Annotated in this window: 23 protein-coding genes; 11 read left to right on the plus strand and 12 right to left on the minus strand. The window is 57.1% G+C overall.

Going from position 1 to position 22,827, the window contains the following annotated elements; genetic code table 11:
* From ampD to ACKWJN_RS16865, 5 genes are all read left to right on the plus strand, one after another.
* Positions 1-606: a 1,6-anhydro-N-acetylmuramyl-L-alanine amidase AmpD gene (ampD, locus tag ACKWJN_RS16845; RefSeq protein WP_408598836.1), complete on the plus strand. Its 606-nt coding sequence runs from the start codon at positions 1-3 to the stop codon at positions 604-606.
* A 379-nt stretch (positions 607-985) separates the two neighbouring features.
* A complete protein-coding gene (locus ACKWJN_RS16850) occupies positions 986-3,904 on the plus strand; it encodes a ribonucleoside-diphosphate reductase subunit alpha (RefSeq protein WP_408598838.1) in 2,919 nt (972 codons plus the stop codon).
* Positions 3,905-4,001: 97 nt separating this feature from the next.
* On the plus strand, positions 4,002-5,198 hold the full coding sequence (locus ACKWJN_RS16855; RefSeq protein WP_408598839.1) for a ribonucleotide-diphosphate reductase subunit beta: 1,197 nt from the start codon (positions 4,002-4,004) through the stop codon (positions 5,196-5,198).
* A 189-nt stretch (positions 5,199-5,387) separates the two neighbouring features.
* Complete coding sequence (locus tag ACKWJN_RS16860; protein ID WP_100145343.1) at positions 5,388-5,831, plus strand: histone H1-like DNA-binding protein; 444 nt, start codon at positions 5,388-5,390, stop codon at positions 5,829-5,831.
* 91 nt (positions 5,832-5,922) lie between these two features.
* Positions 5,923-6,258 carry a DUF167 domain-containing protein gene (locus ACKWJN_RS16865; protein ID WP_408598841.1) on the plus strand — a complete coding sequence of 112 codons (336 nt, stop codon included), beginning with the start codon at positions 5,923-5,925 and terminating at the stop codon, positions 6,256-6,258.
* On the opposite strand, the gene ACKWJN_RS16870 is transcribed toward ACKWJN_RS16865, so the two are convergent.
* From ACKWJN_RS16870 to ACKWJN_RS16900, 7 genes are read right to left on the minus strand one after another with little or no spacing between them, the layout of a single operon-like run.
* A complete protein-coding gene (locus tag ACKWJN_RS16870) occupies positions 6,228-7,127 on the minus strand; it encodes a carbohydrate kinase family protein (RefSeq protein ID WP_408598843.1) in 900 nt (299 codons plus the stop codon). The two genes, ACKWJN_RS16865 and ACKWJN_RS16870, sit on opposite strands and share 31 nt — an antisense overlap.
* A 16-nt stretch (positions 7,128-7,143) precedes the next feature.
* Entirely contained in the window at positions 7,144-7,908 is a 765-nt protein-coding gene (locus ACKWJN_RS16875) for a zinc-ribbon and DUF3426 domain-containing protein (protein WP_408598844.1), read from the minus strand.
* The gene (gene prmA, locus ACKWJN_RS16880) at positions 7,908-8,789 is read right to left on the minus strand and encodes a 50S ribosomal protein L11 methyltransferase (protein ID WP_408598845.1); all 882 of its coding nucleotides are present in this window, start codon (positions 8,787-8,789) and stop codon (positions 7,908-7,910) included. The genes ACKWJN_RS16875 and prmA overlap by 1 nt, the downstream gene beginning before the upstream one ends.
* Entirely contained in the window at positions 8,789-10,138 is a 1,350-nt protein-coding gene (accC, locus tag ACKWJN_RS16885; protein WP_408598847.1) for an acetyl-CoA carboxylase biotin carboxylase subunit, read from the minus strand. The genes prmA and accC overlap by 1 nt, the downstream gene beginning before the upstream one ends.
* Before the next feature lie 14 nt (positions 10,139-10,152).
* Positions 10,153-10,605: an acetyl-CoA carboxylase biotin carboxyl carrier protein gene (gene accB, locus ACKWJN_RS16890; protein WP_408598848.1), complete on the minus strand. Its 453-nt coding sequence runs from the start codon at positions 10,603-10,605 to the stop codon at positions 10,153-10,155.
* 54 nt (positions 10,606-10,659) lie between these two features.
* Positions 10,660-11,190 (minus strand): TlpA family protein disulfide reductase, encoded by a 531-nt coding sequence (locus ACKWJN_RS16895; protein ID WP_408598849.1) that lies wholly within the window; start codon positions 11,188-11,190, stop codon positions 10,660-10,662.
* A 2-nt stretch (positions 11,191-11,192) separates the two neighbouring features.
* Complete coding sequence (locus ACKWJN_RS16900; protein ID WP_408598851.1) at positions 11,193-11,783, minus strand: hypothetical protein; 591 nt, start codon at positions 11,781-11,783, stop codon at positions 11,193-11,195.
* Between the two features lie 34 nt (positions 11,784-11,817).
* Here ACKWJN_RS16900 and mpl point away from each other — a divergent pair, with 34 nt between their 5' ends.
* Positions 11,818-13,260: a UDP-N-acetylmuramate:L-alanyl-gamma-D-glutamyl-meso-diaminopimelate ligase gene (gene mpl, locus ACKWJN_RS16905; protein ID WP_408598853.1), complete on the plus strand. Its 1,443-nt coding sequence runs from the start codon at positions 11,818-11,820 to the stop codon at positions 13,258-13,260.
* Between the two features lie 36 nt (positions 13,261-13,296).
* On the opposite strand, the gene ACKWJN_RS16910 is transcribed toward mpl, so the two are convergent.
* The 3 genes from ACKWJN_RS16910 to rodA form a co-directional block, all read right to left on the minus strand.
* A complete protein-coding gene (locus tag ACKWJN_RS16910; RefSeq protein WP_408598855.1) occupies positions 13,297-14,403 on the minus strand; it encodes a 3-deoxy-7-phosphoheptulonate synthase in 1,107 nt (368 codons plus the stop codon).
* A gap of 193 nt (positions 14,404-14,596) precedes the next feature.
* On the minus strand, positions 14,597-16,057 hold the full coding sequence (gene tldD, locus ACKWJN_RS16915) for a metalloprotease TldD (protein WP_408598857.1): 1,461 nt from the start codon (positions 16,055-16,057) through the stop codon (positions 14,597-14,599).
* Between the two features lie 60 nt (positions 16,058-16,117).
* Complete coding sequence (rodA, locus tag ACKWJN_RS16920; protein WP_408598859.1) at positions 16,118-17,272, minus strand: rod shape-determining protein RodA; 1,155 nt, start codon at positions 17,270-17,272, stop codon at positions 16,118-16,120.
* 44 nt (positions 17,273-17,316) lie between these two features.
* On the opposite strand from rodA, the gene ACKWJN_RS16925 reads away from it, so the two are divergent.
* The 5 genes from ACKWJN_RS16925 (at position 17,317) to ruvC (ending at position 22,203) form a co-directional block, all read left to right on the plus strand.
* Positions 17,317-17,901: a YqiA/YcfP family alpha/beta fold hydrolase gene (locus tag ACKWJN_RS16925; protein ID WP_408598860.1), complete on the plus strand. Its 585-nt coding sequence runs from the start codon at positions 17,317-17,319 to the stop codon at positions 17,899-17,901.
* A gap of 65 nt (positions 17,902-17,966) precedes the next feature.
* Positions 17,967-20,054: a ribonuclease catalytic domain-containing protein gene (locus ACKWJN_RS16930; protein WP_408598862.1), complete on the plus strand. Its 2,088-nt coding sequence runs from the start codon at positions 17,967-17,969 to the stop codon at positions 20,052-20,054.
* 47 nt (positions 20,055-20,101) lie between these two features.
* Positions 20,102-20,911 (plus strand): energy transducer TonB, encoded by an 810-nt coding sequence (locus ACKWJN_RS16935; RefSeq protein WP_408598915.1) that lies wholly within the window; start codon positions 20,102-20,104, stop codon positions 20,909-20,911.
* The gene (mtgA, locus tag ACKWJN_RS16940; RefSeq protein WP_408598863.1) at positions 20,908-21,648 is read left to right on the plus strand and encodes a monofunctional biosynthetic peptidoglycan transglycosylase; all 741 of its coding nucleotides are present in this window, start codon (positions 20,908-20,910) and stop codon (positions 21,646-21,648) included. Before ACKWJN_RS16935 ends, mtgA begins: the two co-directional genes overlap by 4 nt.
* A 6-nt stretch (positions 21,649-21,654) precedes the next feature.
* Entirely contained in the window at positions 21,655-22,203 is a 549-nt protein-coding gene (ruvC, locus tag ACKWJN_RS16945; RefSeq protein ID WP_408598865.1) for a crossover junction endodeoxyribonuclease RuvC, read from the plus strand.
* Between the two features lie 46 nt (positions 22,204-22,249).
* Here ruvC and ACKWJN_RS16950 read toward each other — a convergent pair whose 3' ends face one another.
* Together ACKWJN_RS16950 and ACKWJN_RS16955 are read right to left on the minus strand one after the other, a co-directional pair.
* Positions 22,250-22,510, minus strand: a complete 261-nt coding sequence (locus tag ACKWJN_RS16950) for a BrnA antitoxin family protein (protein WP_408598866.1) — start codon at positions 22,508-22,510, stop codon at positions 22,250-22,252.
* Positions 22,494-22,778, minus strand: a complete 285-nt coding sequence (locus ACKWJN_RS16955; RefSeq protein WP_408598868.1) for a BrnT family toxin — start codon at positions 22,776-22,778, stop codon at positions 22,494-22,496. Before ACKWJN_RS16955 ends, ACKWJN_RS16950 begins: the two co-directional genes overlap by 17 nt.
* Positions 22,779-22,827 lie beyond the last annotated feature (49 nt).

The following is a 22,827-nucleotide window of genomic DNA, read 5'->3' on the forward strand; positions in this document are numbered from 1 at the left end:
ATGAGCGCCGTCTCGCTGTGGCGCCAAGGCTGGTTCCAAGACGCGCAACACATGCACTCCCCCAACTTTGGGCCACGCCCCATGGGCGGCGAGGTGGATTTGGTGGTGATCCATGCCATCAGCCTCCCCCCAGGTGAGTACGGGGGGCCCCAAGTGCCCGCCCTGTTTACCAACTCACTGGATTGGGAGGCTCACCCCTACTTTGCGCAAATTCGTGGAATGGAGGTGTCCGCACATTTTTTCATTCGACGCCATGGTGAATTGATCCAGTTCGTGAGCTGCGATGACCGCGCTTGGCACGCGGGGCGATCCCACTATCGGGGCCGCGACGATTGCAACAACGACTCGATTGGCATTGAGCTCGAAGGACTGGATGGTCAAATTTTTGAACCTGCCCAGTATGAAACACTGGGAAAACTGATACAGGCCATCGCACAACATTACCCCATCGCCCATTTGGCGGGACACGAGCATGTGGCACCCGGACGAAAACAAGACCCTGGACCCGGCTTTGATTGGCGCTTTTTGCAACAGCGTTTGGGCTGGGCTGATCGGTGTTTTCCCCAAAATACTTTTCTTTCTTCGATCGAAGAAAAAAAATCTTAGGCCGTCTCGCATGCACCCAAGCGGGGCATCACTGGATTGGGTTTTTTGCATCTCTTGAAACGACGGGCTTTGGCACGCCAAACTTGCTCAAAAGTGGCATGGATTCTGGGTTTTATTTGAACAACCGCATGTGCCTTGGGTTTCAATTGCATGTCAAAAAATCAAGCACCCAAGGGCTGGCTTGGAAAATCACCCTGAGCCGCATTTGTCCATGAAAACACTACCCGTAGCGTCTTGAAGGCCACCCCAACACCAGATATAGTGTGCCTTGTTGGTGACGTGGTTTGAGCACATCACGCACCAGAGGCAATACGGCAGACCGACACGCGTCATGCCACGCCCCACACAATGTCAATCAATCACAAGGATAAACACCGTCATGCAAATCGCTGAAAACGCGCCACAGACAGCCAGCACAAGCCCCATGCCCGCGCCACAAGATCGCGTCGCTTTGGACAGTGTCTCCATGCTGGCCCATTACCAAATCATTCGTCGCAATGGTGCTGTGGTGCCGTTTGAGCCAGCCAAAATTGCTGTGGCGATGATGAAAGCGTTTTTGGCTGTGCACGGCACCCAAGGGGCGGCGTCGGCCAGCGTTCGTGAAGTGGTGGATGCACTCACCCAAGCGGTGGTGCGTGCGCTGATGCGTTCACGCCCAGGTGGTGGCACCTTCCACATTGAAGACGTGCAAGACCAAGTCGAGTTGGGCTTGATGCGCGGAGGCCACCATGAAATTGCCCGCGCTTACGTGCTGTACCGTGAGCGCCGTACACAAGAACGCGCGCACATCAAAGAACAACACAGCCCAGCTGTGCCAGCGCTTCATGTGATGGAAGGTGGACAACGTGTCCCCCTTGACATGGATCATCTGCAAAGCTTGATTCAGGATGCCTGCATGGGCTTGGGCGCCGATGTCAAACCGGACCCTATCTTGGCAGAGACCATGCGCAACCTGTATGACGGCGTGCCCATGGACGAGGTGTACAAAGCCGCCATCTTGGCCACGCGCACCCTGATTGAAAAAGACCCTGACTACACCTACGCCACCGCCCGTTTGCTGATGCACACCATCGTGCGCGAAGTGCTCGGTCAAGAAGTAGCCCATTCAGACATGGGTCAACATTACGCCGAGTATTTCCCTCAATTCATCCGAAAAGGGGTCGACAACGACTTGCTCGACGAGCGTTTGCTGCAATTCGACTTGGCGCGCTTGGGCCAAGCACTCAAAGCCGATCGTGATTTGAAGTTTGATTACCTGGGCCTGCAAACCCTGTACGACCGTTACTTTTTGCACGTGCGCAAACAACGCATCGAACTGCCACAAGCCTTCTTCATGCGCGTGGCAATGGGCCTGTCACTGGACGAAATTGACCGTGAAGCCCGCGCGATTGAGTTCTATGAAGTACTGTCGTCTTTCGACTTCATGTCGAGCACACCGACATTGTTCAACAGCGGCACCTTGCGCTCACAACTCTCCAGCTGCTACCTGACTACGGTGCCTGACCATTTGGACGGCATTTACGAATCGATCAAAGAAAACGCCCTGCTGTCCAAATTTGCCGGCGGATTGGGCAATGACTGGACGCGCGTTCGCGCCTTGGGCAGTCACATCAAAGGCACCAACGGCGAATCGCAAGGCGTGGTGCCGTTCCTGAAAGTGGTCAACGACACGGCTGTGGCTGTGAACCAAGGTGGCAAACGCAAGGGTGCGGTGTGTACCTATTTGGAAACATGGCACTTGGACATTGAAGAGTTCTTGGAGTTGCGCAAGAACACCGGCGACGACCGCCGACGCACCCACGACATGAACACGGCCAATTGGATTCCTGATTTGTTCATGCGTCGCGTGATGGAAAAGGGCGAGTGGACCTTGTTCTCCCCTTCCGATGTGCCTGATCTGCATGACCTGTTCGGATCAGCGTTCGAGAAAGCCTATGTGGCTTACGAAGAAAAGGCTCGTCGCGGCGAAATCAAACCCAGCAAAACCGTGCAAGCCACCGATATGTGGCGCAAGATGCTCTCCATGCTGTTTGAAACCGGTCATCCTTGGATCACCTTCAAAGATGCGTGCAATGTACGTTCACCCCAACAGCACGCAGGTGTGGTGCACTCGTCCAACCTGTGCACCGAGATCACGCTCAACACCAGCGACACCGAAACCGCGGTGTGTAACCTGGGTTCAGTGAACCTCTCGCAGCATTTGAAAGACGGCCCCAACGGCAAAGAAATCGACCACGACAAACTCAAGCGCACCATCAACGTGGCCATGCGCATGCTCGACAACGTGATCGACATCAACTACTACGCGGTCAAAAAAGCGCGTGACTCCAACCTGCGCCACCGCCCTGTGGGTTTGGGCGTGATGTCTTTCCAAGACAGCTTGTACGAGATGCGCATTCCTTATGCATCACAAGCGGCCGTGGAATTCGCCGACACATCGATGGAAGCCATTTGCTACTACGCCTACTGGGCGTCCACCGAATTGGCCAAAGAGCGTGGCAAGTACTCCAGCTACAAAGGTTCGTTGTGGGACCGTGGCCTGTTGCCTCTGGACACTTTGGACATGCTGGCCAAAGAGCGCGGTGGTTATGTCGAAGTCGACCGCTCAGCGACCTTGGACTGGGATGCTCTGCGCAAAAAGATCGCTCAAGACGGCATGCGCAACTCCAACTGCGTGGCCATTGCCCCCACGGCCACCATCTCCAACATCATTGGCGTGGACGCCTCGATTGAGCCTTGCTTTGGCAACCTCTCGGTCAAGTCCAACTTGTCCGGCGAATTCACCGTGATCAATGGCTACTTGGTGCGCGACTTGAAGCGCCTAGGCTTGTGGGACGATGTGATGGTGATGGACTTGAAACACTTCGACGGCTCCTTGCGTCCCATTGACCGCGTGCCACAAGAAATCAAAGCCTTGTATGCCACCGCATTTGAAGTCGAGGCGACCTGGTTGGTAGAAGCTGCGGCACGTCGCCAAAAGTGGATTGACCAAGCACAGTCCCTCAACATCTACATGGCGGGTGCATCGGGCAAGAAGCTGGACGAGACCTACAAACTTGCCTGGCTGCGTGGCTTGAAGACCACCTACTACCTGCGCACATCCAGTGCTCAACAAGTCGAGAAATCTACCGTGCAAGCGGGTTCACACAATGCAGTGTCGTCCAGCGGCGTGAGCAACAGTGGCATGAGTGCACTCGAAGCAGCTGCGGCTGCGGCACAAGCACAGATGAATGCAATCCCTGCCACCGACATCAAATTCTGTGGCGTGGACGATCCCACCTGCGAATCGTGCCAGTGATTTTTTGCAATTGAGCAACACAAATCTGCAACGAAGTGAAGGAACGCTTTGCGTTTCTCTTCGTTGCATTCATAATTAGCGTATTGGAAAATTTTCTATGTTGACCTGGGACGAAGAAGTCAAGCCCTCATCGCCATCACCACTCGCCAGCGGCATCTCTGCCCGCTCGATGGAACTCCCGCCTCTTTCTGCAGCACCCGTCGCTTCAGTACGCACCTTGAACGACGGTGCAACCGCGCCGATGGCGCCTGCGCCTTCGAGTGCTGCATCTAGCGAACGACGCGTCAATGCAGCTGACAAGCGCATCATCAATGGTCAGACCGATGTGAACCAACTGGTTCCCTTTAAGTACAAGTGGGCTTGGGAAAAATACCTGGCGACCTGTGCCAACCATTGGATGCCACAAGAAGTGAACATGACGCGCGACATCGCGTTGTGGAAAGACCCCAATGGTCTGAGTGACGACGAACGCCGCTTGGTGATGCGCAACTTGGGTTTCTTTGTGACGGCCGACTCCTTGGCCGCCAACAACATCGTGCTGGGCACCTACCGCCACATCACAGCGCCTGAATGCCGTCAGTTCTTGTTGCGTCAAGCCTTTGAAGAGGCTATCCATACCCATGCTTACCAATACATTGTGGAGTCTTTGGGTCTGGACGAGTCTGAAATCTTCAACGCTTACCATGAAGTGAAGTCAATCCGTGACAAAGACGAATTCCTGATCCCGTTCATTGACGCGATCATGAATCCCAATTTCCACACGGGCACACCTGAAACCGATCAAACGCTGTTGAAATCTTTGATTGTTTTTGCATGCTTGATGGAAGGCTTGTTCTTCTACGTGGGCTTCACACAAATTCTGGCACTGGGTCGCCAAAACAAAATGACAGGTGCTGCCGAGCAGTACCAGTACATCTTGCGCGATGAGTCTATGCACTGCAACTTTGGCATTGACTTGATCAACACCATCAAGCTCGAAAACCCACATCTGTGGACCGCTGATTTCAAAGCAGAAATCAAGGACTTGTTCATGAAAGCGGTGGAACTCGAATACCGCTATGCCGAAGACACCATGCCACGCGGTGTGCTGGGTTTGAATGCCTCCATGTTCAAGGGTTACTTGCGCTACATTGCCAACCGCCGCGCCACCCAGATTGGTTTGGAGCAGCTGTTTCCCAATGAAGAGAATCCTTTCCCCTGGATGAGCGAGATGATCGACCTCAAAAAGGAACGCAATTTCTTTGAAACCCGTGTGATCGAGTACCAATCTGGTGGTGCTCTGTCGTGGGATTGATGCCACACACACGATGACAACCGATTTGTCCGACACACACACAAACACCCAATTCGAGGTGGTGTGTCTGACTCACTGTGTTCATGGGGTTGGACCCGGGTCCAGCGCCATGAATCGCTTCGCATGCATCCAACAGATGCGAAGTGCTTTTCACCCAATGATCTCAACTTGATCTAGGAGAATATAAAAATGGCAACTGCAAAAAAACCGGCCGCTAAAAAGGCCCCCGCAAAGAAAGCTGTTGTGGCCAAAAAGCCCGCAGCCAAAAAAGTAGCCGCTAAAAAGCCGGCCGCTAAAAAAGTAGCAGCTAAAAAGCCAGCAGCTAAAAAAGTTGCTGCTAAGAAGCCTGTTGCTAAAAAAGTAGCCGCTAAAAAGCCAGCAGCCAAAAAAGTTGCTGCTAAGAAGCCTGTTGCTAAAAAAGCAGCTGCTAAAAAGCCAGCAGCCAAAAAAGTTGCTGCTAAAAAAGTAGCGAAAAAAGCTGCTGCCAAGAAACCAGCTGCTAAAAAGCCTGCTGCCAAGAAAGCCGCCAAAAAACCAGCCGCCAAGAAAGCTGCGAAAGCACCCGCTGCCCCTGCGCAGACGACGCTGAACCCTCAAGCTGCGTGGCCGTTTCCGACCGCCAGCAAGCCCTGATTTCACGATCAGTGGTGACGGTTCTTCCGTCAGCTCAAGCCCGAAGTCGCAAGGCTTCGGGCTTTTTCATGGCGTGAATGAATGTGATGCCATGACGCAGCCTACATTGAGTTTTATGCGCGTACAAAAAGATGGCGCGGTGATGGTGGAGATCCACGTGATTCCCAATGCATCACGCACCCAAGCCGATGGTATGCACGATGGCGCCTTGCGGGTGCGCTTGCATGCACCACCGGTAGACGGCAAGGCCAACACAGCCTTGACGGTGTGGCTGGCAGAAACACTCAAAGTGCCTAAAAACCAAGTGACCTTGGTGCGCGGCCTGACCTCTAAGCGCAAGCACTTGCAAGTCAGTGCAAGCGCCACTGCCCATGCCCGTTGGGCCGTGTTAAGGGATCAAGCGATGGCCAAGGATTCAAGGGTGTAGTTTTGCGGTCCCCGTTGGGCGATCTTCAGTGCCCCCACTTGATTGCCCAAAGCGGCGCATTTCGCCAGTGACCAGCCTTGCTCTAAGCCAAACAACAAAGCGCCGCGCCATGCGTCTCCACAGCCTGTGGGATCGACCACCGCCTGAGCCTTGACTGGGGGGACCCAGGTTTTTTCACCATCGATCCAAACGTCGCAGCCCTCTGCACCCAGCGTGACGATCAAGCCTTGAACGCGGCGGGAAATGTCTGCGCTGCTCAGGCCCGTTCGGTCGCACAACATCTTGCCCTCGTAGTCATTGACGGTGACCCACGTCGATTGGTCAATGAAGTGCGCCAATTCGGAGCCGTCAAACATAGGCAGGCCCTGGCCTGGATCGAACACAAAAGGAATGTCGGCTTTCTTGAATTGCTCGGCATGCTGCAGCATGGCGTCACGACCATCGGGCGAGATGATGCCCAGTTTGATGTCGCTGCGCTTTTCAATCTGCAAGGTGTGCGCTTGCATCATGGCACCGGGGTGAAAGGCTGTGATTTGGTTGTTGTCACGGTCCGTCATGATCATGGCTTGGGCGGTGTACGTGCCTTCGACTTGGTGCACAAACTCGGTCGGAATGCCCAAGTCTTTGAGCCGCTGAAAATAATCACTGCCATCGGTCCCCAGTGTCGCCATGGGCAAAGGTGACCCGCCCAAGATTTTCAAACTGTAGGCAATGTTGCCCGCACAGCCCCCAAAGTCGCGTCGCAAAGCGGGCACCAAAAACGACACATTCAAAATGTGCAATTGGTCTGGCAAGATTTGCTCAGCAAAGCGTCCTTCAAAACTCATGATGGTGTCAAATGCAAGCGAGCCACAAATCAGCGAAGCCATATCAATACTTTCTCAATCAAGGGTAAAAAATCAAAGCGTGAAAACCAGACACATGGTCACTCACTTTGGCATCCAAATCAAAATGGATCGTGGCACGTGCGTCGCGCAAAGCCGCCAAGGACTCGGGTAAGCCCATCTCTTGAACCGAGAACACGCGACGCACCACCACTTGATCTTGCAAGTCGATCAAGCTGAGCTCCAGGTACGGTGTGGCCACGGGATGGTGCTGCGTGTTGCGCAGGCGAATTTGGAGGGCATAACCACCTTCTGGATCTTCGTTGAAGCTGGTGTTTTCGATTTGAATCGAATGCGGCTCTTGCGGCCACTCCACCTCACAGGCCAAAGGTGCGCACAACACCTCCAGCCAAGGTTTCAAGCTCGGCTCTTCAGCAGCCAGAAGATGTCTTTGCGACACAATGACTTGCCATGCGAACAGCAGCAACATCACGCCGCAAGCGATCAGCCAGGTGATTTGTGAGCGTGTCGGCTGGGGTGGCGGACTGGTTTGAGCGATAGCGGCTTGCCCCGCTGGCTTTGGCTCATCCAAGCTCGTGATCCAACTGGCCTCATGATCCCATCCGTCCTGCAACGGCTCTGGCTCTGGCTCTGGCTCTGGCGCTGGGGCTGGCGGGGGCTGTGACGGCATCGGGGCCGAAAAATGATGCTGCGCCTCAAACACCGCGCCACAGCGACCGCAACGAACCCACCCACTGGCCAAGGCCAACTGCTCAGGCGACACCTTGAAAGCAGTGCTGCATTCGGGGCAGTGGGTGATGTCCATCAGCAATGCGCCGTCATCAAAATCCAGCCATCCTCGCTGTCACTGACTTGCAGTGCGCAGTAAGGCGCATAGGCATCGATGAGCTCTTGGGCTTGACGCTCCAAGATGCCAGCCAACACCAAATGCCCACCCGTCTGCACATGCTGTCGCAACAAAGGCGCGAGCACCTTGAGGGGCGTGGCCAAAATATTAGCCAGCACCGTTTGGTAAAGACCTGTCGCTTGATCAGGAAAACCGGCATGGAGTTGGACGCGGTTGGCTTCGGCATTGAGCAACGTCGAGGTCACTGCCGCTTCATCGATGTCCACAGCATCCACGCGCGTTGCGCCATGAAGCGCCGCACCAATGGCCAAAATACCAGAACCACAGCCGTAATCCAACACGCGCTGCTGTGAGACGTCATGGGTCGCGATCCAGCGCAAACACATGCGCGTCGTCGGGTGCGTGCCGGTACCAAACGCCAAGCCCGGGTCCAAGCGAATCACATGTGTGGCCTGCGCAGGGGGTTCGTGCCAAGTTGGCACAATCCAAAACTCAGGCGTGATCTCGACCGGTGCGAACTGAGATTGCGTCAAACGGACCCAATCTTGTTCGGCCACTTCTTGTATGCCCAGATGCTGACATCCGACAAAGAAATCTTGTGGGGCCAACAAACGACTGGCGTCATCGGCAGCGGCACGGTCAGAGAACAAAGCGATGATGCGAGAACGCTGCCAACCCTCCTTGGGCGGGGGCATACCAGGCTCACCAAACAGGGCCTGCTCGGCATCTGTTTGTGCATCGGCATCTTCGACCGACACACTCAAAGCAGCCAATGCATCCAGCGCATCGCACACTGCCTCCACATGCGCCTCTGGGCAAAGAAGTCGCAGCTCAACCATCAACGCTTGTGAGCGGCAAGCCACTCCTCCAAGTAGTGGATGTTGGTGCCGCCTGCCATGAACTTGGCATCCACCATCAACTCGCGATGCAACGGCACGTTGGTGCTGATGCCCTCGACCAAGGTTTCATCCAATGCGGTGCGCATGCGGGCCAACGCTTGTTCACGGGTATCACCGTGAACAATGATTTTTCCAATCATCGAGTCGTAGTTAGGCGGTACAAAGTAATTGGTGTAAGCGTGCGAATCCACCCGCACACCAGGACCACCGGGCGCGTGCCACATGGTGATGCGTCCGGGAGAAGGGGTGAACTTGAACGGATCTTCGGCATTGATGCGGCATTCAATCGAGTGGCCACGGATCACGATGTCACGCTGTGTGAAAGGCAATTTCAAACCCGCAGCCACCATGATTTGCGTCTTGACGATGTCAATGCCCGTGATGTACTCGGTCACAGGGTGCTCCACCTGTACGCGGGTGTTCATTTCAATGAAATAGAACTCACCGTTCTCGTACAAGAACTCAAAGGTACCCGCTCCGCGGTAACCGATCCTTTTGCAAGCTGCGGCACAACGGTCCCCCACTTTTTCAATCAGCTTGCGTGGAATACCAGGGGCAGGCGCTTCTTCAATCACCTTTTGATGGCGACGCTGCATCGAACAATCGCGCTCACCCAGATACACGGCATTTTTGAACTTGTCAGCCAAGATTTGAATTTCGACGTGGCGCGGATTTTGGAGAAACTTCTCCATGTAAACAGCCGGGTTGCCAAATGCAGCGCCCGCTTCAGCCTTGGTCATTTGCACCGCGTTGATCAGCGCCGCTTCGGTGTGAACCACACGCATGCCGCGACCGCCACCGCCACCGGCTGCTTTGATGATCACAGGGTAGCCCACAGACTTCGCGATGCGGCGGATTTGGACAGGGTCGTCAGGTAATTCGCCCTCAGAGCCAGGCACACAGGGAACCCCTGCTTTGATCATGGCTTGCTTGGCCGACACCTTGTCGCCCATGATGCGGATCGACTCGGGCGTGGGGCCAATGAATTGAAAACCGCTTTTCTCGACCCGCTCGGCAAAGTCTGCGTTTTCGCTCAAAAAACCATAGCCAGGGTGAATGGCCTCAGCGTCTGTGACTTCAGCCGCCGCAATGATGGCCGGCATATTGAGGTAGCTCAAAGAAGATGCCGCTGGACCAATACAAACGGCTTCGTCGGCCAATTTCACGTATTTAGCTTCTCGATCTGCTTCGGAATACACCATCACCGCTTGCACACCCATCTCGCGACAAGCGCGCTGGATGCGCAAGGCGATTTCGCCACGGTTGGCGATCAGAATTTTTTTGAACATGAAAGCTTCGTCCGTTACTCGATCACCAACAAAGGTGCGCCGTATTCCACAGCCTGACCGTTTTGAGCCAAGATTTGTGTGATCGTGCCGGATTTGTCAGCCTCAATCTCGTTCAAGATCTTCATCGCTTCAATGATGCAAATGGTCTCGCCCTCTTTGACTTGGCTGCCAATTTCCACAAAGGCTTTGGAGCCAGGGCTCGATGAACGGTAGAAAGTTCCCACCATCGGCGACTTGACTGTGTGACCTACCGCAACAACGGGCTCGGCCACAACGGCGGCTGGGGCAGCGGTCACCACAGGCGAAGGTGCAGCAGCCACGGGTGCGGGCACAGAAGTCACCACAGCCACAGGAGTTGGAGCACTCTTGACAATGCGAACCTTGCCTTCAGCCTCGGTGATTTCGAGTTCAGAGACATTCGAGTCCGAGACCAAGTCAATCAAGGTCTTGAGTTTTCTCAAATCCATAACTACATCCTATTTGTTGCGAAAGATCCCTGAATTTACACTAAAAATTAAATATCAGGCCCAGCTTTTCACATCATCTTCGCTTAATTTACCAACTTTTCGGTATTTCAACCCACCATGAGGGGTCAACACCACGGTGAAGGGCAAGCCACCCTCTGAATTACCCAGCAGTTGCCCTAGCTCGGTCCCGCCAAAACCTGCAAGTCCAATCGGATAACTGACGGGAAACTGCCCCAAGAACCGACGCACGGGCGTGGGTTGATCAATCGCCAAACCTATCACTTGCCAACCTTTGGATGCATTTTGTTGGAAGAAGCGCTCTAATAAAGGCATCTCCTCCACACAAGGGGGACACCAGGTCGCCCAAAAGTTGATCACCACCGCCCCCCCTTGAAAGCGAGACATCTTCAAAAGTTCCCCCGATGGCGAGTCGAACTCAGAGGCCCACAAACGCGCCAAGACCAAGGGGGAGAGCACGCCCTCGCCCTTGCCCTCGCGTTGGCGCTGCCAAGCGACACCAGCGCCGGACACAGCGGCCACAGCAGCCACGCCAGCATACAAAGCCCGCCGGCGAGATGTATTCATCGTCATTCAAATTCCCCTATCAACCTCTTTAATGCAGCCAAATCACCCCGGGTACTTCTTCCGTTCGCATCCGGTTTCAATGCCCCGCGCAAGTCGTCGTGGTCGTACACCATCAAATGCACCCAGGTTCGTTGATTCAATCCTGGGGCTGTAGCCAAAACACTCAGTGCGTCCACCGTTTCACCATGGAAGCCTTGGACGGTGCTGACCTCGTAGCGCACCTGATGGTCAATCAGTCGAATCTCTGCTGATTTGGAGTCATCGCAAAACAATTGCAGGTAAATATCGGACAACGCAGTCGCCGTACCCCGCCACACGGCACCGCTGAGATGGGGCCGGAATTCAGCCATTCGCGCCATCCATCCCAAGGCGAGTTGCCGCAAGGCCAACAGCTCGGCGGCTTGTGTCTCGGCGCAAAACACCTCGATGTAGTCGCGCACCTCATCTTCCACCGCATCGTTGCCAGGCAAGGCGGTGCGTGCAGGCAACCCCATCTGCTTGACGGCTCTGCGTTTGGCCACACCGTACTCCAAGCCTTCTTCCACCACCATGCGGGCTGCGGTTGCGGCGATTTCTTGCGACAGACTGTTCATAAGTGGCCCATTGTCCCCCACCTAAAATCCCCCCATGCACATACACATCTTAGGAATCTGCGGCACCTTCATGGGCGGTCTGGCCGCCCTGGCGCGCGAAGCAGGCCACCAAGTCACCGGCTGCGACGCTGGCGTTTACCCCCCGATGAGCGACCAACTGAGAAGCCTGGGCATCGAGCTGATCGAGGGATTTGATGTCGACCAAATGCGCCTCAAGCCTGATGTCTTTGTGATTGGCAATGTGGTGTCACGGGCACGGTTGGCGGATGGGACCCCGAAATTTCCACTCATGGAAGCGATATTGGAGCAGGGTGCGCCCTACACCAGCGGTCCCCAATGGTTGGCGGAGCAGGTGTTGCACCACACAGACCAGCCCCGCCATGTGCTGGCCGTGGCTGGCACGCACGGCAAAACCACCACCTCCTCCATGCTGGCTTGGATTCTTCAAGCGGCGGGGCTGGAGCCCGGCTTTTTGGTAGGGGGCGTGCCCCTGAACTTTGGCACATCGGCCCGGCTGGGCCGCCTGAGCCCTCCCAAAGACGTCGCGGCACAGCGACGCACGCCCTTCGTGATCGAAGCTGACGAATACGACACCGCGTTCTTTGACAAGCGCAGCAAGTTTGTGCACTACCGGCCGCGCACCGCCATTTTGAACAACCTGGAGTTCGACCACGCCGACATCTTTGACGACCTCGCAGCCATCGAACGCCAATTCCACCACTTGGTGCGCACGGTACCTGCCAGCGGTCGTTTGGTGGTGAATGCCGACGAAGCAAGCTTAGGTCGTGTGCTGTCTCAAGGTTGCTGGAGCGAAGTGGCCCCATTTGGCGCGCACGCCAGCGAACTGGCATCCGTGGGCTGGTCTATCCAGGGCGAGCCCGACAGTTTTGGGGTGCTGCGCCATGGCCAAGAAGTCGCCCGCGTGCACTGGGACATCAGCGGCGTGCACAACCAACTCAACGCCTTGGCGGCGATTGCAGCGGCCGAGCATCTGGGCGTGTCGCCTACTCAAGCCGCTGCATCTCTCAGCGAGTTTCAAAATGTGCGCCGCCGCATGGAAGTGCGGGGCCGCATTCCACGCGGGGGCGCAGACATCACGGTCTACGACGACTTCGCCCACCACCCCACCGCCATTCGCACCACCGTCGACGGCTTGCGCCGCCAAGTCGGGCCCAAGGCACGCATCTTGGCGGTGTTCGAACCGCGCAGCAACACCATGAAGCTGGGCACCATGAAGTCCCAACTGCCCTGGAGTTTGGAAGATGCCAACTTGGCGTTTTGTCATTCAGGAGGCTTGGATTGGGATGCAGCACAAGCACTCCAGCCCATGGGCGCGCGCGCCTGTGTAGGCGCGAGTGTGGAGGAAGTGATCGCCCAGGTGGTGGCCGCAGCTCAACCAGGCGACCACGTGCTGTGCATGAGCAATGGCGGGTTTGGCGGCATTCACGCCAAGTTGTTGGCCGCGCTGACGCAATGACGCCATGACGGGCCACACGATGTGGTCCCGTGTTGCTCAACCCTTGCGACGCGCAGCCACGGCTTGCGACAACACGTCCAGCGATGCCACCGAGTCATTCCAGTCGAGACATGCATCGGTGATGCTCTTGCCGTATTCGAGCTGAGACACATCGTCCTTGCCGGGCGTGAATTTTTGTGCACCCCCTTGAATATGGCTTTCAATCATCACGCCAAACACCTGGTGTGAGCCGCCACTGATTTGCTCAGCAATGTCACGCGCCACCACCAGTTGACGTTCGTGTTGCTTGCTGCTGTTGGCGTGGCTGCAATCGACCATCAAACTGGCAGGCAACTTGGCCTTGGCCAACTCTTGGCAGGCGGCGGTCACACTGGCGGCGTCGTAGTTGGGCGCTTTGCCACCGCGCAAAATCACATGGCAATCTTTGTTGCCCTTGGTTTGCACAATCGCCACTTGGCCGTTTTTGTGGACCGATAAAAAGTGATGCGCGCCAGCGGCAGCTTGAATCGCATCGGTCGCGATCTTGATATTGCCGTCTGTGCCATTTTTGAAACCGATCGGGGCAGAGATGCCAGACGCCAATTCACGGTGCACTTGGCTCTCGGTCGTGCGCGCACCAATCGCGCCCCACGAAATCAAGTCGCCGATGTATTGTGGGCTGATGGCATCTAAAAACTCGCTGCCAGCAGGCAAGCCCAAGCGGTTGATTTCAATCAAGAGTTGCCGGGCTATGCGCAAGCCCTCGTCAATGCGGTAGCTCTCGTCCAAGTACGGGTCATTGATCAAGCCTTTCCAACCCACCGTGGTGCGTGGTTTTTCAAAGTAAACGCGCATCACGATCTCAAGCGTGTCAGCGTACTTTTCCCGCAAAGGTTGCAGGCGACGTGCGTAGTCAATCGCCGCCGCAGGGTCGTGAATCGAACATGGGCCAATCACCACCAACAGTCGGTCATCGCTGCCGTGCATGATGTTGTGAATGGTCTTACGGGTGTGGGTGATCAGCTTCTCCACAGGAGTGCCCTGAATCGGGAAGAAGCGAATCAAATGTTCGGGCGGAGGCAGCACGGTGATGTCCTTGATACGTTGATCGTCGGTTTGACTGGTGTTTTCAACGTGGCTTGGATAAGCGGTGTGGGGTTTCATGGTCTCGTCCTGAAGTTTGAAAAAATGAAAAATTAGGCCAAAAAAAACCGCCGGGGTTGCGGCGGTTGGTTGGGGAGTTCAGAGCGTTTGTTTCAAATACGTTCAGATCTCTCGACCGCCGTTGGGGCGTGAGATAAAAAAGTAAGCAAAATAAAAACGTGTGGGACCCATGGCTCCGAATATAGCACAGGGTTTAAGCCGTTCCGCCCACCGTCAAACCGTCGATGCGCAGGGTCGGTTGACCCACCCCCACGGGCACACTTTGCCCCTCTTTGCCACACGTGCCCACGCCGCTGTCGAGCGCCATGTCGTTGCCAATCAAGCTCACACGGGTCAAGGCATCGGGGCCATTGCCCACCAAGGTGGCGCCTTTGACTGGGTATTGGATTTTGCCGTTCTCTACCCAATACGCTTGCGAGGTGGAAAACACAAACTTGCCCGAGGTGATGTCGACTTGGCCACCGCCAAAGTTCACCGCGTACAAACCTTTTTTCAGACTGGCCACAATTTCTTGGGGGTCTTTGTCACCCCCCAGCATGTAGGTGTTGGTCATGCGCGGCATAGGCACATGGGCGTAGCTCTCGCGACGGCCATTGCCTGTGGGCTTCACGCCCATCAAGCGCGCATTCATGCTGTCTTGGATGTAGCCCTTCAAAATACCGTCTTCAATCAGGACATTGCGCTGACTGGCGTGTCCTTCGTCGTCCACATTCAAAGAACCACGACGGTCGGGCAAGGTGCCGTCATCCAACACCGTCACCCCTTTGGCAGCCACGCGTTGGCCAATTCGACCACTGAAAGCGCTTGACCCTTTGCGGTTGAAGTCGCCCTCCAAGCCGTGTCCAATCGCCTCGTGCAACAAAATGCCCGGCCAACCCGAACCCAGCACCACACTCATCTCACCGGCAGGTGCAGGCCGCGCCTCCAAGTTCACCAAGGCCGCTTTGACGGCTTCGTCCACATAGCTCTGAGCCAGTGCGTCGTCGAAATGGTCCAAACCAAAACGACCACCACCGCCGCCTGAACCCATTTCACGGCGGCCGTTTTGCTCAGCGATCACCGTCACACTCAAACGCACCAAGGGGCGCACATCGGCAGCCAAGGTGCCGTCAGCGCGCACCACCATCACCACGTCGTACTCGCTGGCCAAACCGGCCATCACTTGTGACACACGCGGGTCTTTGGCGCGTGCCATCTTTTCCACCCGACCCAACAAAGCCACCTTTTGGGTGCTGTCGAGCGAGGCAATCGGGTCGAGGTCACGGTACAGCGAACGGCTAGTGGCCACGCGCCGCGAAGGCACCTTGACCCGCCCACCCTTGGATGCCGCCGCAATGGTGCGCACCGTGCGGGCCGCGTCCATCAACGAGGCCTCGGAAATGTCATCGGAATAGGCAAACGCTGTTTTTTCACCACTCACAGCACGCACACCCACACCCTGGTCAATGCTGAAAGAACCGGTTTTGACAATGCCCTCTTCCAAACTCCAGCCTTCTGAGCGGGTGTACTGAAAGTACAAATCGGCGTCATCCACTTTGTGGGCCCGAATCTCGGCCAAAGTGCGGGTCAAATGGGACTCGTCCAAGCCAAAGGGCTCAAGCAACAAGCTTTGGGCAATGGCCAAACGTTCGAGGGTGGGTTCGCGTGAAATCATGGCGCGATTGTAGGAGTCACCCAACAACCCTTAGCTCCACAGGGTGTGGCGCCCCCAAGCTCAGGACTGCACCAGCTGCTTGGCCTTGGCCACCGACATCAAAATGCCTAAGCCCAGCCCCAGGGTCACCATGGCGGTGCCGCCATAGCTGATGAACGGCAAAGGCACGCCCACCACCGGCAAGATGCCGCTCACCATGCCCATGTTGACAAAGGCATAGACAAAAAAGCTCAGGGTGATGCTGCCTGCCAACAAGCGGGCAAACAAGGTGGGGCCCTCAACCGCAATGGCTAGACCACGCAAGATCAAAAAGACAAAGCTGCCAATCAGCATCAAATTGCCCACCAAGCCGAACTCTTCACCAAAAGCGGCAAACACAAAGTCGGTGGTGCGTTCAGGAATAAAGTCCAAATGGGTTTGGGTGCCTTGCATGAAACCCTTGCCCCAAAACCCACCCGAGCCAATGGCGATCATGCCCTGGATGATGTGAAAGCCTTTGCCCAGAGGGTCGCGGGTTGGGTCGAGCAAGGTGCAAATGCGTTGCTGTTGGTAGTCATGCAGCAGCGGCCAACGAAAACCATTGGCGCACAAGGTGGGCTCAAACACCACGATCAGCACCACGCCCACCAAGCCCAGCAAGATGGGCGGAACAATCAAATACCAGCTCAAGCCCGCAAAGAAAATCACCGCCAAGCCAGCAGACAGCACCAAAATGGCCGTGCCCAAATCAGGTTGCCTGACGATCAACGCCAACGGGACGATCAACAACAAACCTGCCACGAAGAAGTCCAGCGGACGCAGCTGACCTTCTCGCTTTTGAAACCACCAAGCCAGCATCAAGGGCATGGCGATCTTCATGATCTCGCTGGGCTGAATGATCACGCCCACATTCAACCAACGCCGCGCCCCCTTCTTGGTCAAGCCAAACAGTGCCACGGCCACCAGCAAAGCCACCCCCACGGTGTACAGCGGCACGGCCAAGGCCATCAAACGCTGGGGCGGCACCTGCGCCACCATGAACATGATGAAACCGGCCAACAGCATGTTGCGCCCATGGTCCACAAACCGTGCACCGTTGGCAAAGCCCGACGAATACATGATCAACAAGCCTGCGCATGCCAACAAGAAAACCCCAAACGCCAACGGGCCGTCAAAGCCCTTGAGCAAGGGCATCAGGCGTTGTAGCAGGCTGGGGTTTTGGAGGGCGTTGGACATCTCGCGCGATTATCCCCCGACCCGTCCACTGCTAGCATGAGCGCATGGTCACCACCCACTTGCTCTACCTGCACGGTTTCCGCTCGTCCCCTCAGTCCACCAAGGCCCGCCAGATGGCGGCACTGATGGCCGAGCGGTTTCCGCAGGTGCAGTGGTGGTGTCCGCAGTTGCCGCCCTCGCCGCAAGCGGCTGCCGCATGGATCGCCCAGGGCACCGCCCGCTGGCCCGCAGCCACCTCGGGCGTGATCGGCTCTTCGCTGGGCGGGTTTTACGCCACCTGGATCGCCGCCCAGCGCGGCTGGCGTGCGGTCTTGCTCAACCCTGCGGTGGACCCGGCCCGCGACTTGAGCCGTTACATCGGCGAGCAAACCAGCTGGCATGACCCAGATGAGCGTTTTTTCTTTGCCCCCGAATTTGTGGACGAACTGCGCACCTTGGCCGTCGGCCCTTTGGCGCACCCCGAACGCTTCATGGCCCTCATCGCGAAAGGTGATGAGGTGCTCGACTGGCGCGAAATGACCGCCCGCTATGCAGGCGCTCAGCAAACAGTTCTTGAAGGCGGCGACCACGCCTTGAGCGACTTTGAGCAACACATCCCCACGGTATTGGCCTTCCTCGGCCTGTCTTGATTCCGCGTCACATCGAGCCGCAGCATCGGGCCGCGGTGCAAGGCAGGCATGGGACAATTGCACCCATGTACGCATTGTTTGAAGAAGCTGGCAAATTCCAGACCGGTCGGGTGCTCTCCGAAGCAGAGAGCTCGGCCCAAATTGAGCTGGAATCCGGCAAACGGGTGAAGGTGAAGGCAGCTCAGCTGCTGCTTAAATTCGAGAAACCCTCGCCCACCGAGTTGATGCGCGAGGCACTTGCCTTGAGCGCCACCATCGAGCTGGACTTGGCTTGGGAGTTCGCCCCCGAAGACGAATTTGGTTTTGCCGATTTGGCGCGTGAATATTTTAGCGCCCAAGCCACACTGACCGAACAAACCGCCGCCCTGCTGCGCCTGTTTGAAGCGCCGCATTACTTTCGTCGCGCGGGCAAAGGCCGCTTCAAAAAAGCCTCCGCTGAAGTGATCCAGCAAGCCTTGGCTGCGATCGAGAAGAAAAAACAAATCCAAGAACAAATCAACAGCTGGGCCCAGGCACTGGCGGATGGGCAATGCCCAGAGCCGATTCAAGCCCAGCTCTACAAGATTTTGTTCAAGCCCGACAAAAACGCACCCGAGTACAAAGCCGTGGTCGACGCCGCGCGCGCCACCCAAACCGCACCCCTGGCCCTGCTCCAACAAGCCGGTGCCATCACCTCGGCCTACCAGTTCCACTGGCAGCGTTTTTTGTTCGACAACTTTCCCAAAGGCACGGGCTTCGCTCCCATGCAAGCCCCCGCCATTGCCGACGAACTGCCACTGGCCCAGGTGCAGGCCTACTCCATCGACGACTCCCAAACCACCGAGATCGACGACGCCTTGTCGGTGCAGGGCTTGGGCACGGGGCACGTCACTCTGGGCGTTCACATCGCGGCACCCGGCTTGGCGTTGAAACCAGGCGACGCCATCGACCAATTGGGTCGCCAACGTCTGTCCACGGTGTACATGCCCGGCTACAAAGTCACCATGCTGCCCGATGCGGTGGTGCAAACCTACACCCTGCAAGAGGGGCGTGACTGCCCGGCGGTGTCGCTGTATGTGACTTTTGACGAAGCCACGCTGAGCATTCAACACACCGCCACACGCGTCGAGCGCGTGCCGATTGCGGCCAACCTGCGCCACGACCAGCTGGATGCCATCGTCACCGAAGCTTGGCTCAACGACCCCAGCTTCCAACACACCCAAGGCACACCAGAACCCGCCATGCCACGCGCACAACTGGCGTTCTTGTTCCGTTTGGCCCAACACCTCAAAGCCCAGCGCGAGGTGGTGCGCGGCAAGCCCGAAAACTTCAATCGGCCCGACTACAACTTCCGGCTTGTGGCCGGTCCAGACCAAGATCGCAACCATGGGCTCGCACCCACTGGCCACGAACAGGTACAAATCAGCGTGCGCCAACGCGGCGCGCCGCTCGACCTGATGGTGGCTGAAGCCATGATTCTGGCCAACAGCACCTGGGGCAACTGGATGAACGAACTGGGCGTGCCCGGCATCTACCGCAGCCAAGCCAGTCTGTTGCCGGGTGTCAAAGTGCGCATGGGCACCAAAGCACTGCCCCACGCCGGCATTGGCGTGCCCAGCTATGCCTGGAGCACCTCGCCCCTGCGCCGCTACACCGACCTGGTCAACCAATGGCAAATCATTGCTTGCGCCAAACATGGCAACACCGCCGCTTTGGCTGCACCGTTCAAGCCCAAAGATGCCGAGTTGTTCTCCATCATCTCGGCCTTTGACAGTGCCTACAGCGCTTACAACGGCTACCAGGCGGGCATGGAGCGCTTTTGGACGCTGCAATACCTCAAGCAGCACCACATCACCGAGCTCACCGCCACGGTGTTCAAAACTTTCCCAGGCCAGCCGCCCATGGCGCGCGCCGACACCCTGCCACTGGTCTTGCCCGTGCTGGGCAACAGTGAGCTTCAGCGCGGTGCGCGCGTGCAACTGCGCTTGGGTGCGATCGACGACATCACCCTGGACGTCAGCGGCCACTTCATGTCCCTGCTCGACGCCGACCAGCCCCAAAGCAACGACAGTGCCGAGCCCGCAGAAGACGAAGACGACAGCGCAGCCGCCGGACCCATCGCCATTGCGGTCGACATGGGCGATGCATCGGCTGCGGAGGTGGCCCCAGCGTGAGCGTCTTGCAGCGCGTCACCCGTTTGCAATGGGCCTTGGCCATTTCAATGGGCGTGCACGCTGCGCTGCTGAGTTTGCGCCTTGCAGCGCCCGCGCAGTTTGATCGCTTGTTCAAAGACACACCGCTCGATGTGATCTTGGTCAACACACGGCTGGTGTCTGCTGCGCCCGACAAGGCCCAAGCTCTGGCACAAACTCAGCTGGCAGGAGGCGGTGAGCAACGCAGCGGACGTGCGGCGTCGCCCCTGCCCTCGGCCGCCACCACCACCGCGGGCGACAGTGCAGACGCCATGCAAAAGCAAATGGCCTCGCTGCAAAAACAACAGGCTTTGCTGCTGGCACAGGTGAAAGACTTGCTGGCCCAACTGCCCCCACCGCAACCCAAAAAGGCCGACCCAGCCCAAGAGGTTCTGGAAGAAAAACGCCGACAACTGCTCAAGCTGCTGGCTGAGATTGAACAGCGCATCGACCAAGACAATGCACGCCCGCGCAAGCACTACATCAGCCCCGCCACCCGCGAAGCGGCCTATGCCCAGTACTACGATGCCCTGCGGCGCAAGATTGAAGAGCGCGGGACCTTGTACTTTCCAGAGCGCGGCGGACAAAAACTCTACGGTGAACTCACCATGGTCATCACTGTCAACACCGACGGACGTGTGCTGAGCACCGAAGTGGTCCAAGGCTCAGGTCAGGCGGACTTGGACCGTCGCGCCCAAGCCATTGCCACCAGCGCCGGGCCTTTTGGCGGCTTCACCCAAGCCATGCGCCAACAAGCCGATCAACTGGCCGTTGTCTCACGCTTCATCTTCAGCCGCAACAACACCTTGCAAACACGCGGTGGGGAAGGCGCGCCGTGATCACGTTCTCTCGCACCTCCCCCCTGTGGCGTTGGCTGTTGCTGGTGCTCGTCGCGTGGCTGGGTTTGCAAGTTTTCTTTTTGGCACGCATTGCCCTGATGGCGCGCCTGGCACCTGAATCCACCGCCTTTGAACGCTCTGAGGCCTGGCGCATTGTGAGCACCCAAGGGCATTTGCCTTGGCGCCAAGACTGGGTGCCCTACAGCAGCATCTCCAACCACCTCAAGCGCGCGGTGATCGTGTCTGAAGACGACATCTTTGCCCAACACGACGGCGTGCAGTGGGACGCGATTGAAAAAGCTTGGGTCAAAAATGCCAAAGCAGAGCTGCAAGCCAGCCGCGCCGCCTCGAACACATCACGCCCACCCAAAGTGGTGGGCGGCTCCACCATCACCCAACAGCTGGCCAAAAATCTCTTCCTCTCTGGCGAACGCACCTTGCTGCGCAAAGGCCAAGAGTTTGTGCTGACCCTCATGCTCGAAGCCATGCTCGACAAACGGCGCATCCTGGAGATCTACCTCAACCATGTGGAATGGGGCGAAGGCATTTTCGGTGCCGAAGCCGCCGCGCAGCATTACTTTCGCAAGCCCGCGGCGCAACTGGCCCCGTGGGAAGCAGCCCGCTTGGCCGTGATGCTGCCACGCCCCAAGCATTACCAAAAGTTCCCGCAGTCTGAGTACCTCGCCGGCCGCACCGCCATCATCGTGGCCCGCATGGGCGGCGCACAACTGCCTTGAACGACCATGCGCATCCTTGGCATTGACCCCGGCTTACGCACCACAGGTTTTGGGGTGGTAGAAAAAGACGGCCAGCAACTGCACTACATCGCCAGCGGCACCATCCGCACCGACAAGCAAGTGCAAGGCAACTTGCCTGAGCGCCTGAAGGTGTTGTTCGACGGCATCCACGAAGTGGTGGCGCGTTACCAACCCGAGTCTTCGGCGGTGGAGATTGTCTTTGTCAACGTCAACCCACAAGCCACCTTGCTGCTGGGTCAGGCACGTGGTGCGTGCGTCACGGCCTTGGTGACCTGCAACCTGCCCGTGGCGGAATACACCGCCTTGCAAATGAAACAAGCTGTGGCGGGTCATGGCCTGGCCAAGAAGGCGCAGGTGCAAGAAATGGTCAAACGGTTGTTGAATCTGCCGGGCTTGCCCGGCCCCGATGCGGCTGACGCCCTAGGGCTGGCCATCACCCACGCCCATGCAGGGCACTCGATGGCACGCTTGGCGGCCGCCACAGGTTTGGCGCGCGCCACCAGCGGCATGTACAAGGCGGGGCGCAGTCGCTGAGCGGCCTCCGATTGCTAGCACTTCGCCAGGCGCTGTGTCATAGCGCTCAAGCTACATCGTTTTCCAGCAACAAGCGCACATAACGCGTGTAAGGCATACCTTGCGCTTGCGCTTTGAGCTTGAGTGCATCCAATAATTTCTGAGGCAATCGCATGTTCAGCGCCGCCGCCTTGGGCTCAAATTCGAACCGTGTGGCTTTGAAGCCCGACAGATCGTATTGCGACAAATCGGCCTTCGCCACAAACTGCTCGGCTTGCGCGTCGGTTTTGAGCGACGGCATGGGTTGGGTCTTAGCTTTGGTTTTCATAATGAGCGATCTCCTTGGCGTGCATGTAACGGGCGCTGATCGGGCGTATCAAAGTTTCATGGCCTGCATCGCGAATCATGAAGACCAAAAAAACATAACGGCCTTGTTGGGTTTTGCCAATAGCCCGCATTCGAGGTTCGTCGGGATGCGGGTCAGGCATGACCGCTGGGTAACCCCTGAGCACCTGTTCAATGTCCAACTTTGAAACACCGTGCTTGCCACACTTGGGCCAGTTGCCATCGTCCCAGTCAAAACCTGACACTTTCATGCACAGATCATACCCATTTGTCTACACATTTGCACGCGTAAATTTCAGG

The organism is Limnohabitans sp., assembly GCF_046052825.1.
Classification (GTDB): Bacteria; Pseudomonadota; Gammaproteobacteria; order Burkholderiales; family Burkholderiaceae_C; genus Limnohabitans.

Excerpts from the sequence above, each read along its gene's own strand:
- ampD (WP_408598836.1), top strand. The coding sequence starts at position 1 with ATGAGCGCCGTCTCGCTGTGGCGCCAAGGCTGGTTCCAAGACGCGCAA.
- ACKWJN_RS16850 (WP_408598838.1), top strand. The coding sequence starts at position 986 with ATGCAAATCGCTGAAAACGCGCCACAGACAGCCAGCACAAGCCCCATG.
- ACKWJN_RS16855 (WP_408598839.1), top strand. The coding sequence starts at position 4,002 with ATGTTGACCTGGGACGAAGAAGTCAAGCCCTCATCGCCATCACCACTC.
- ACKWJN_RS16860 (WP_100145343.1), top strand. The coding sequence starts at position 5,388 with ATGGCAACTGCAAAAAAACCGGCCGCTAAAAAGGCCCCCGCAAAGAAA.
- ACKWJN_RS16865 (WP_408598841.1), top strand. The coding sequence starts at position 5,923 with ATGACGCAGCCTACATTGAGTTTTATGCGCGTACAAAAAGATGGCGCG.
- ACKWJN_RS16870 (WP_408598843.1), bottom strand. The coding sequence starts at position 7,127 with ATGGCTTCGCTGATTTGTGGCTCGCTTGCATTTGACACCATCATGAGT.
- ACKWJN_RS16875 (WP_408598844.1), bottom strand. The coding sequence starts at position 7,908 with ATGGACATCACCCACTGCCCCGAATGCAGCACTGCTTTCAAGGTGTCG.
- prmA (WP_408598845.1), bottom strand. The coding sequence starts at position 8,789 with ATGGTTGAGCTGCGACTTCTTTGCCCAGAGGCGCATGTGGAGGCAGTG.
- accC (WP_408598847.1), bottom strand. The coding sequence starts at position 10,138 with ATGTTCAAAAAAATTCTGATCGCCAACCGTGGCGAAATCGCCTTGCGC.
- accB (WP_408598848.1), bottom strand. The coding sequence starts at position 10,605 with ATGGATTTGAGAAAACTCAAGACCTTGATTGACTTGGTCTCGGACTCG.
- ACKWJN_RS16895 (WP_408598849.1), bottom strand. The coding sequence starts at position 11,190 with ATGAATACATCTCGCCGGCGGGCTTTGTATGCTGGCGTGGCTGCTGTG.
- ACKWJN_RS16900 (WP_408598851.1), bottom strand. The coding sequence starts at position 11,783 with ATGAACAGTCTGTCGCAAGAAATCGCCGCAACCGCAGCCCGCATGGTG.
- mpl (WP_408598853.1), top strand. The coding sequence starts at position 11,818 with ATGCACATACACATCTTAGGAATCTGCGGCACCTTCATGGGCGGTCTG.
- ACKWJN_RS16910 (WP_408598855.1), bottom strand. The coding sequence starts at position 14,403 with ATGAAACCCCACACCGCTTATCCAAGCCACGTTGAAAACACCAGTCAA.
- tldD (WP_408598857.1), bottom strand. The coding sequence starts at position 16,057 with ATGATTTCACGCGAACCCACCCTCGAACGTTTGGCCATTGCCCAAAGC.
- rodA (WP_408598859.1), bottom strand. The coding sequence starts at position 17,272 with ATGTCCAACGCCCTCCAAAACCCCAGCCTGCTACAACGCCTGATGCCC.
- ACKWJN_RS16925 (WP_408598860.1), top strand. The coding sequence starts at position 17,317 with ATGGTCACCACCCACTTGCTCTACCTGCACGGTTTCCGCTCGTCCCCT.
- ACKWJN_RS16930 (WP_408598862.1), top strand. The coding sequence starts at position 17,967 with ATGTACGCATTGTTTGAAGAAGCTGGCAAATTCCAGACCGGTCGGGTG.
- ACKWJN_RS16935 (WP_408598915.1), top strand. The coding sequence starts at position 20,102 with ATGGGCGTGCACGCTGCGCTGCTGAGTTTGCGCCTTGCAGCGCCCGCG.
- ruvC (WP_408598865.1), top strand. The coding sequence starts at position 21,655 with ATGCGCATCCTTGGCATTGACCCCGGCTTACGCACCACAGGTTTTGGG.
- ACKWJN_RS16950 (WP_408598866.1), bottom strand. The coding sequence starts at position 22,510 with ATGAAAACCAAAGCTAAGACCCAACCCATGCCGTCGCTCAAAACCGAC.
- ACKWJN_RS16955 (WP_408598868.1), bottom strand. The coding sequence starts at position 22,778 with ATGAAAGTGTCAGGTTTTGACTGGGACGATGGCAACTGGCCCAAGTGT.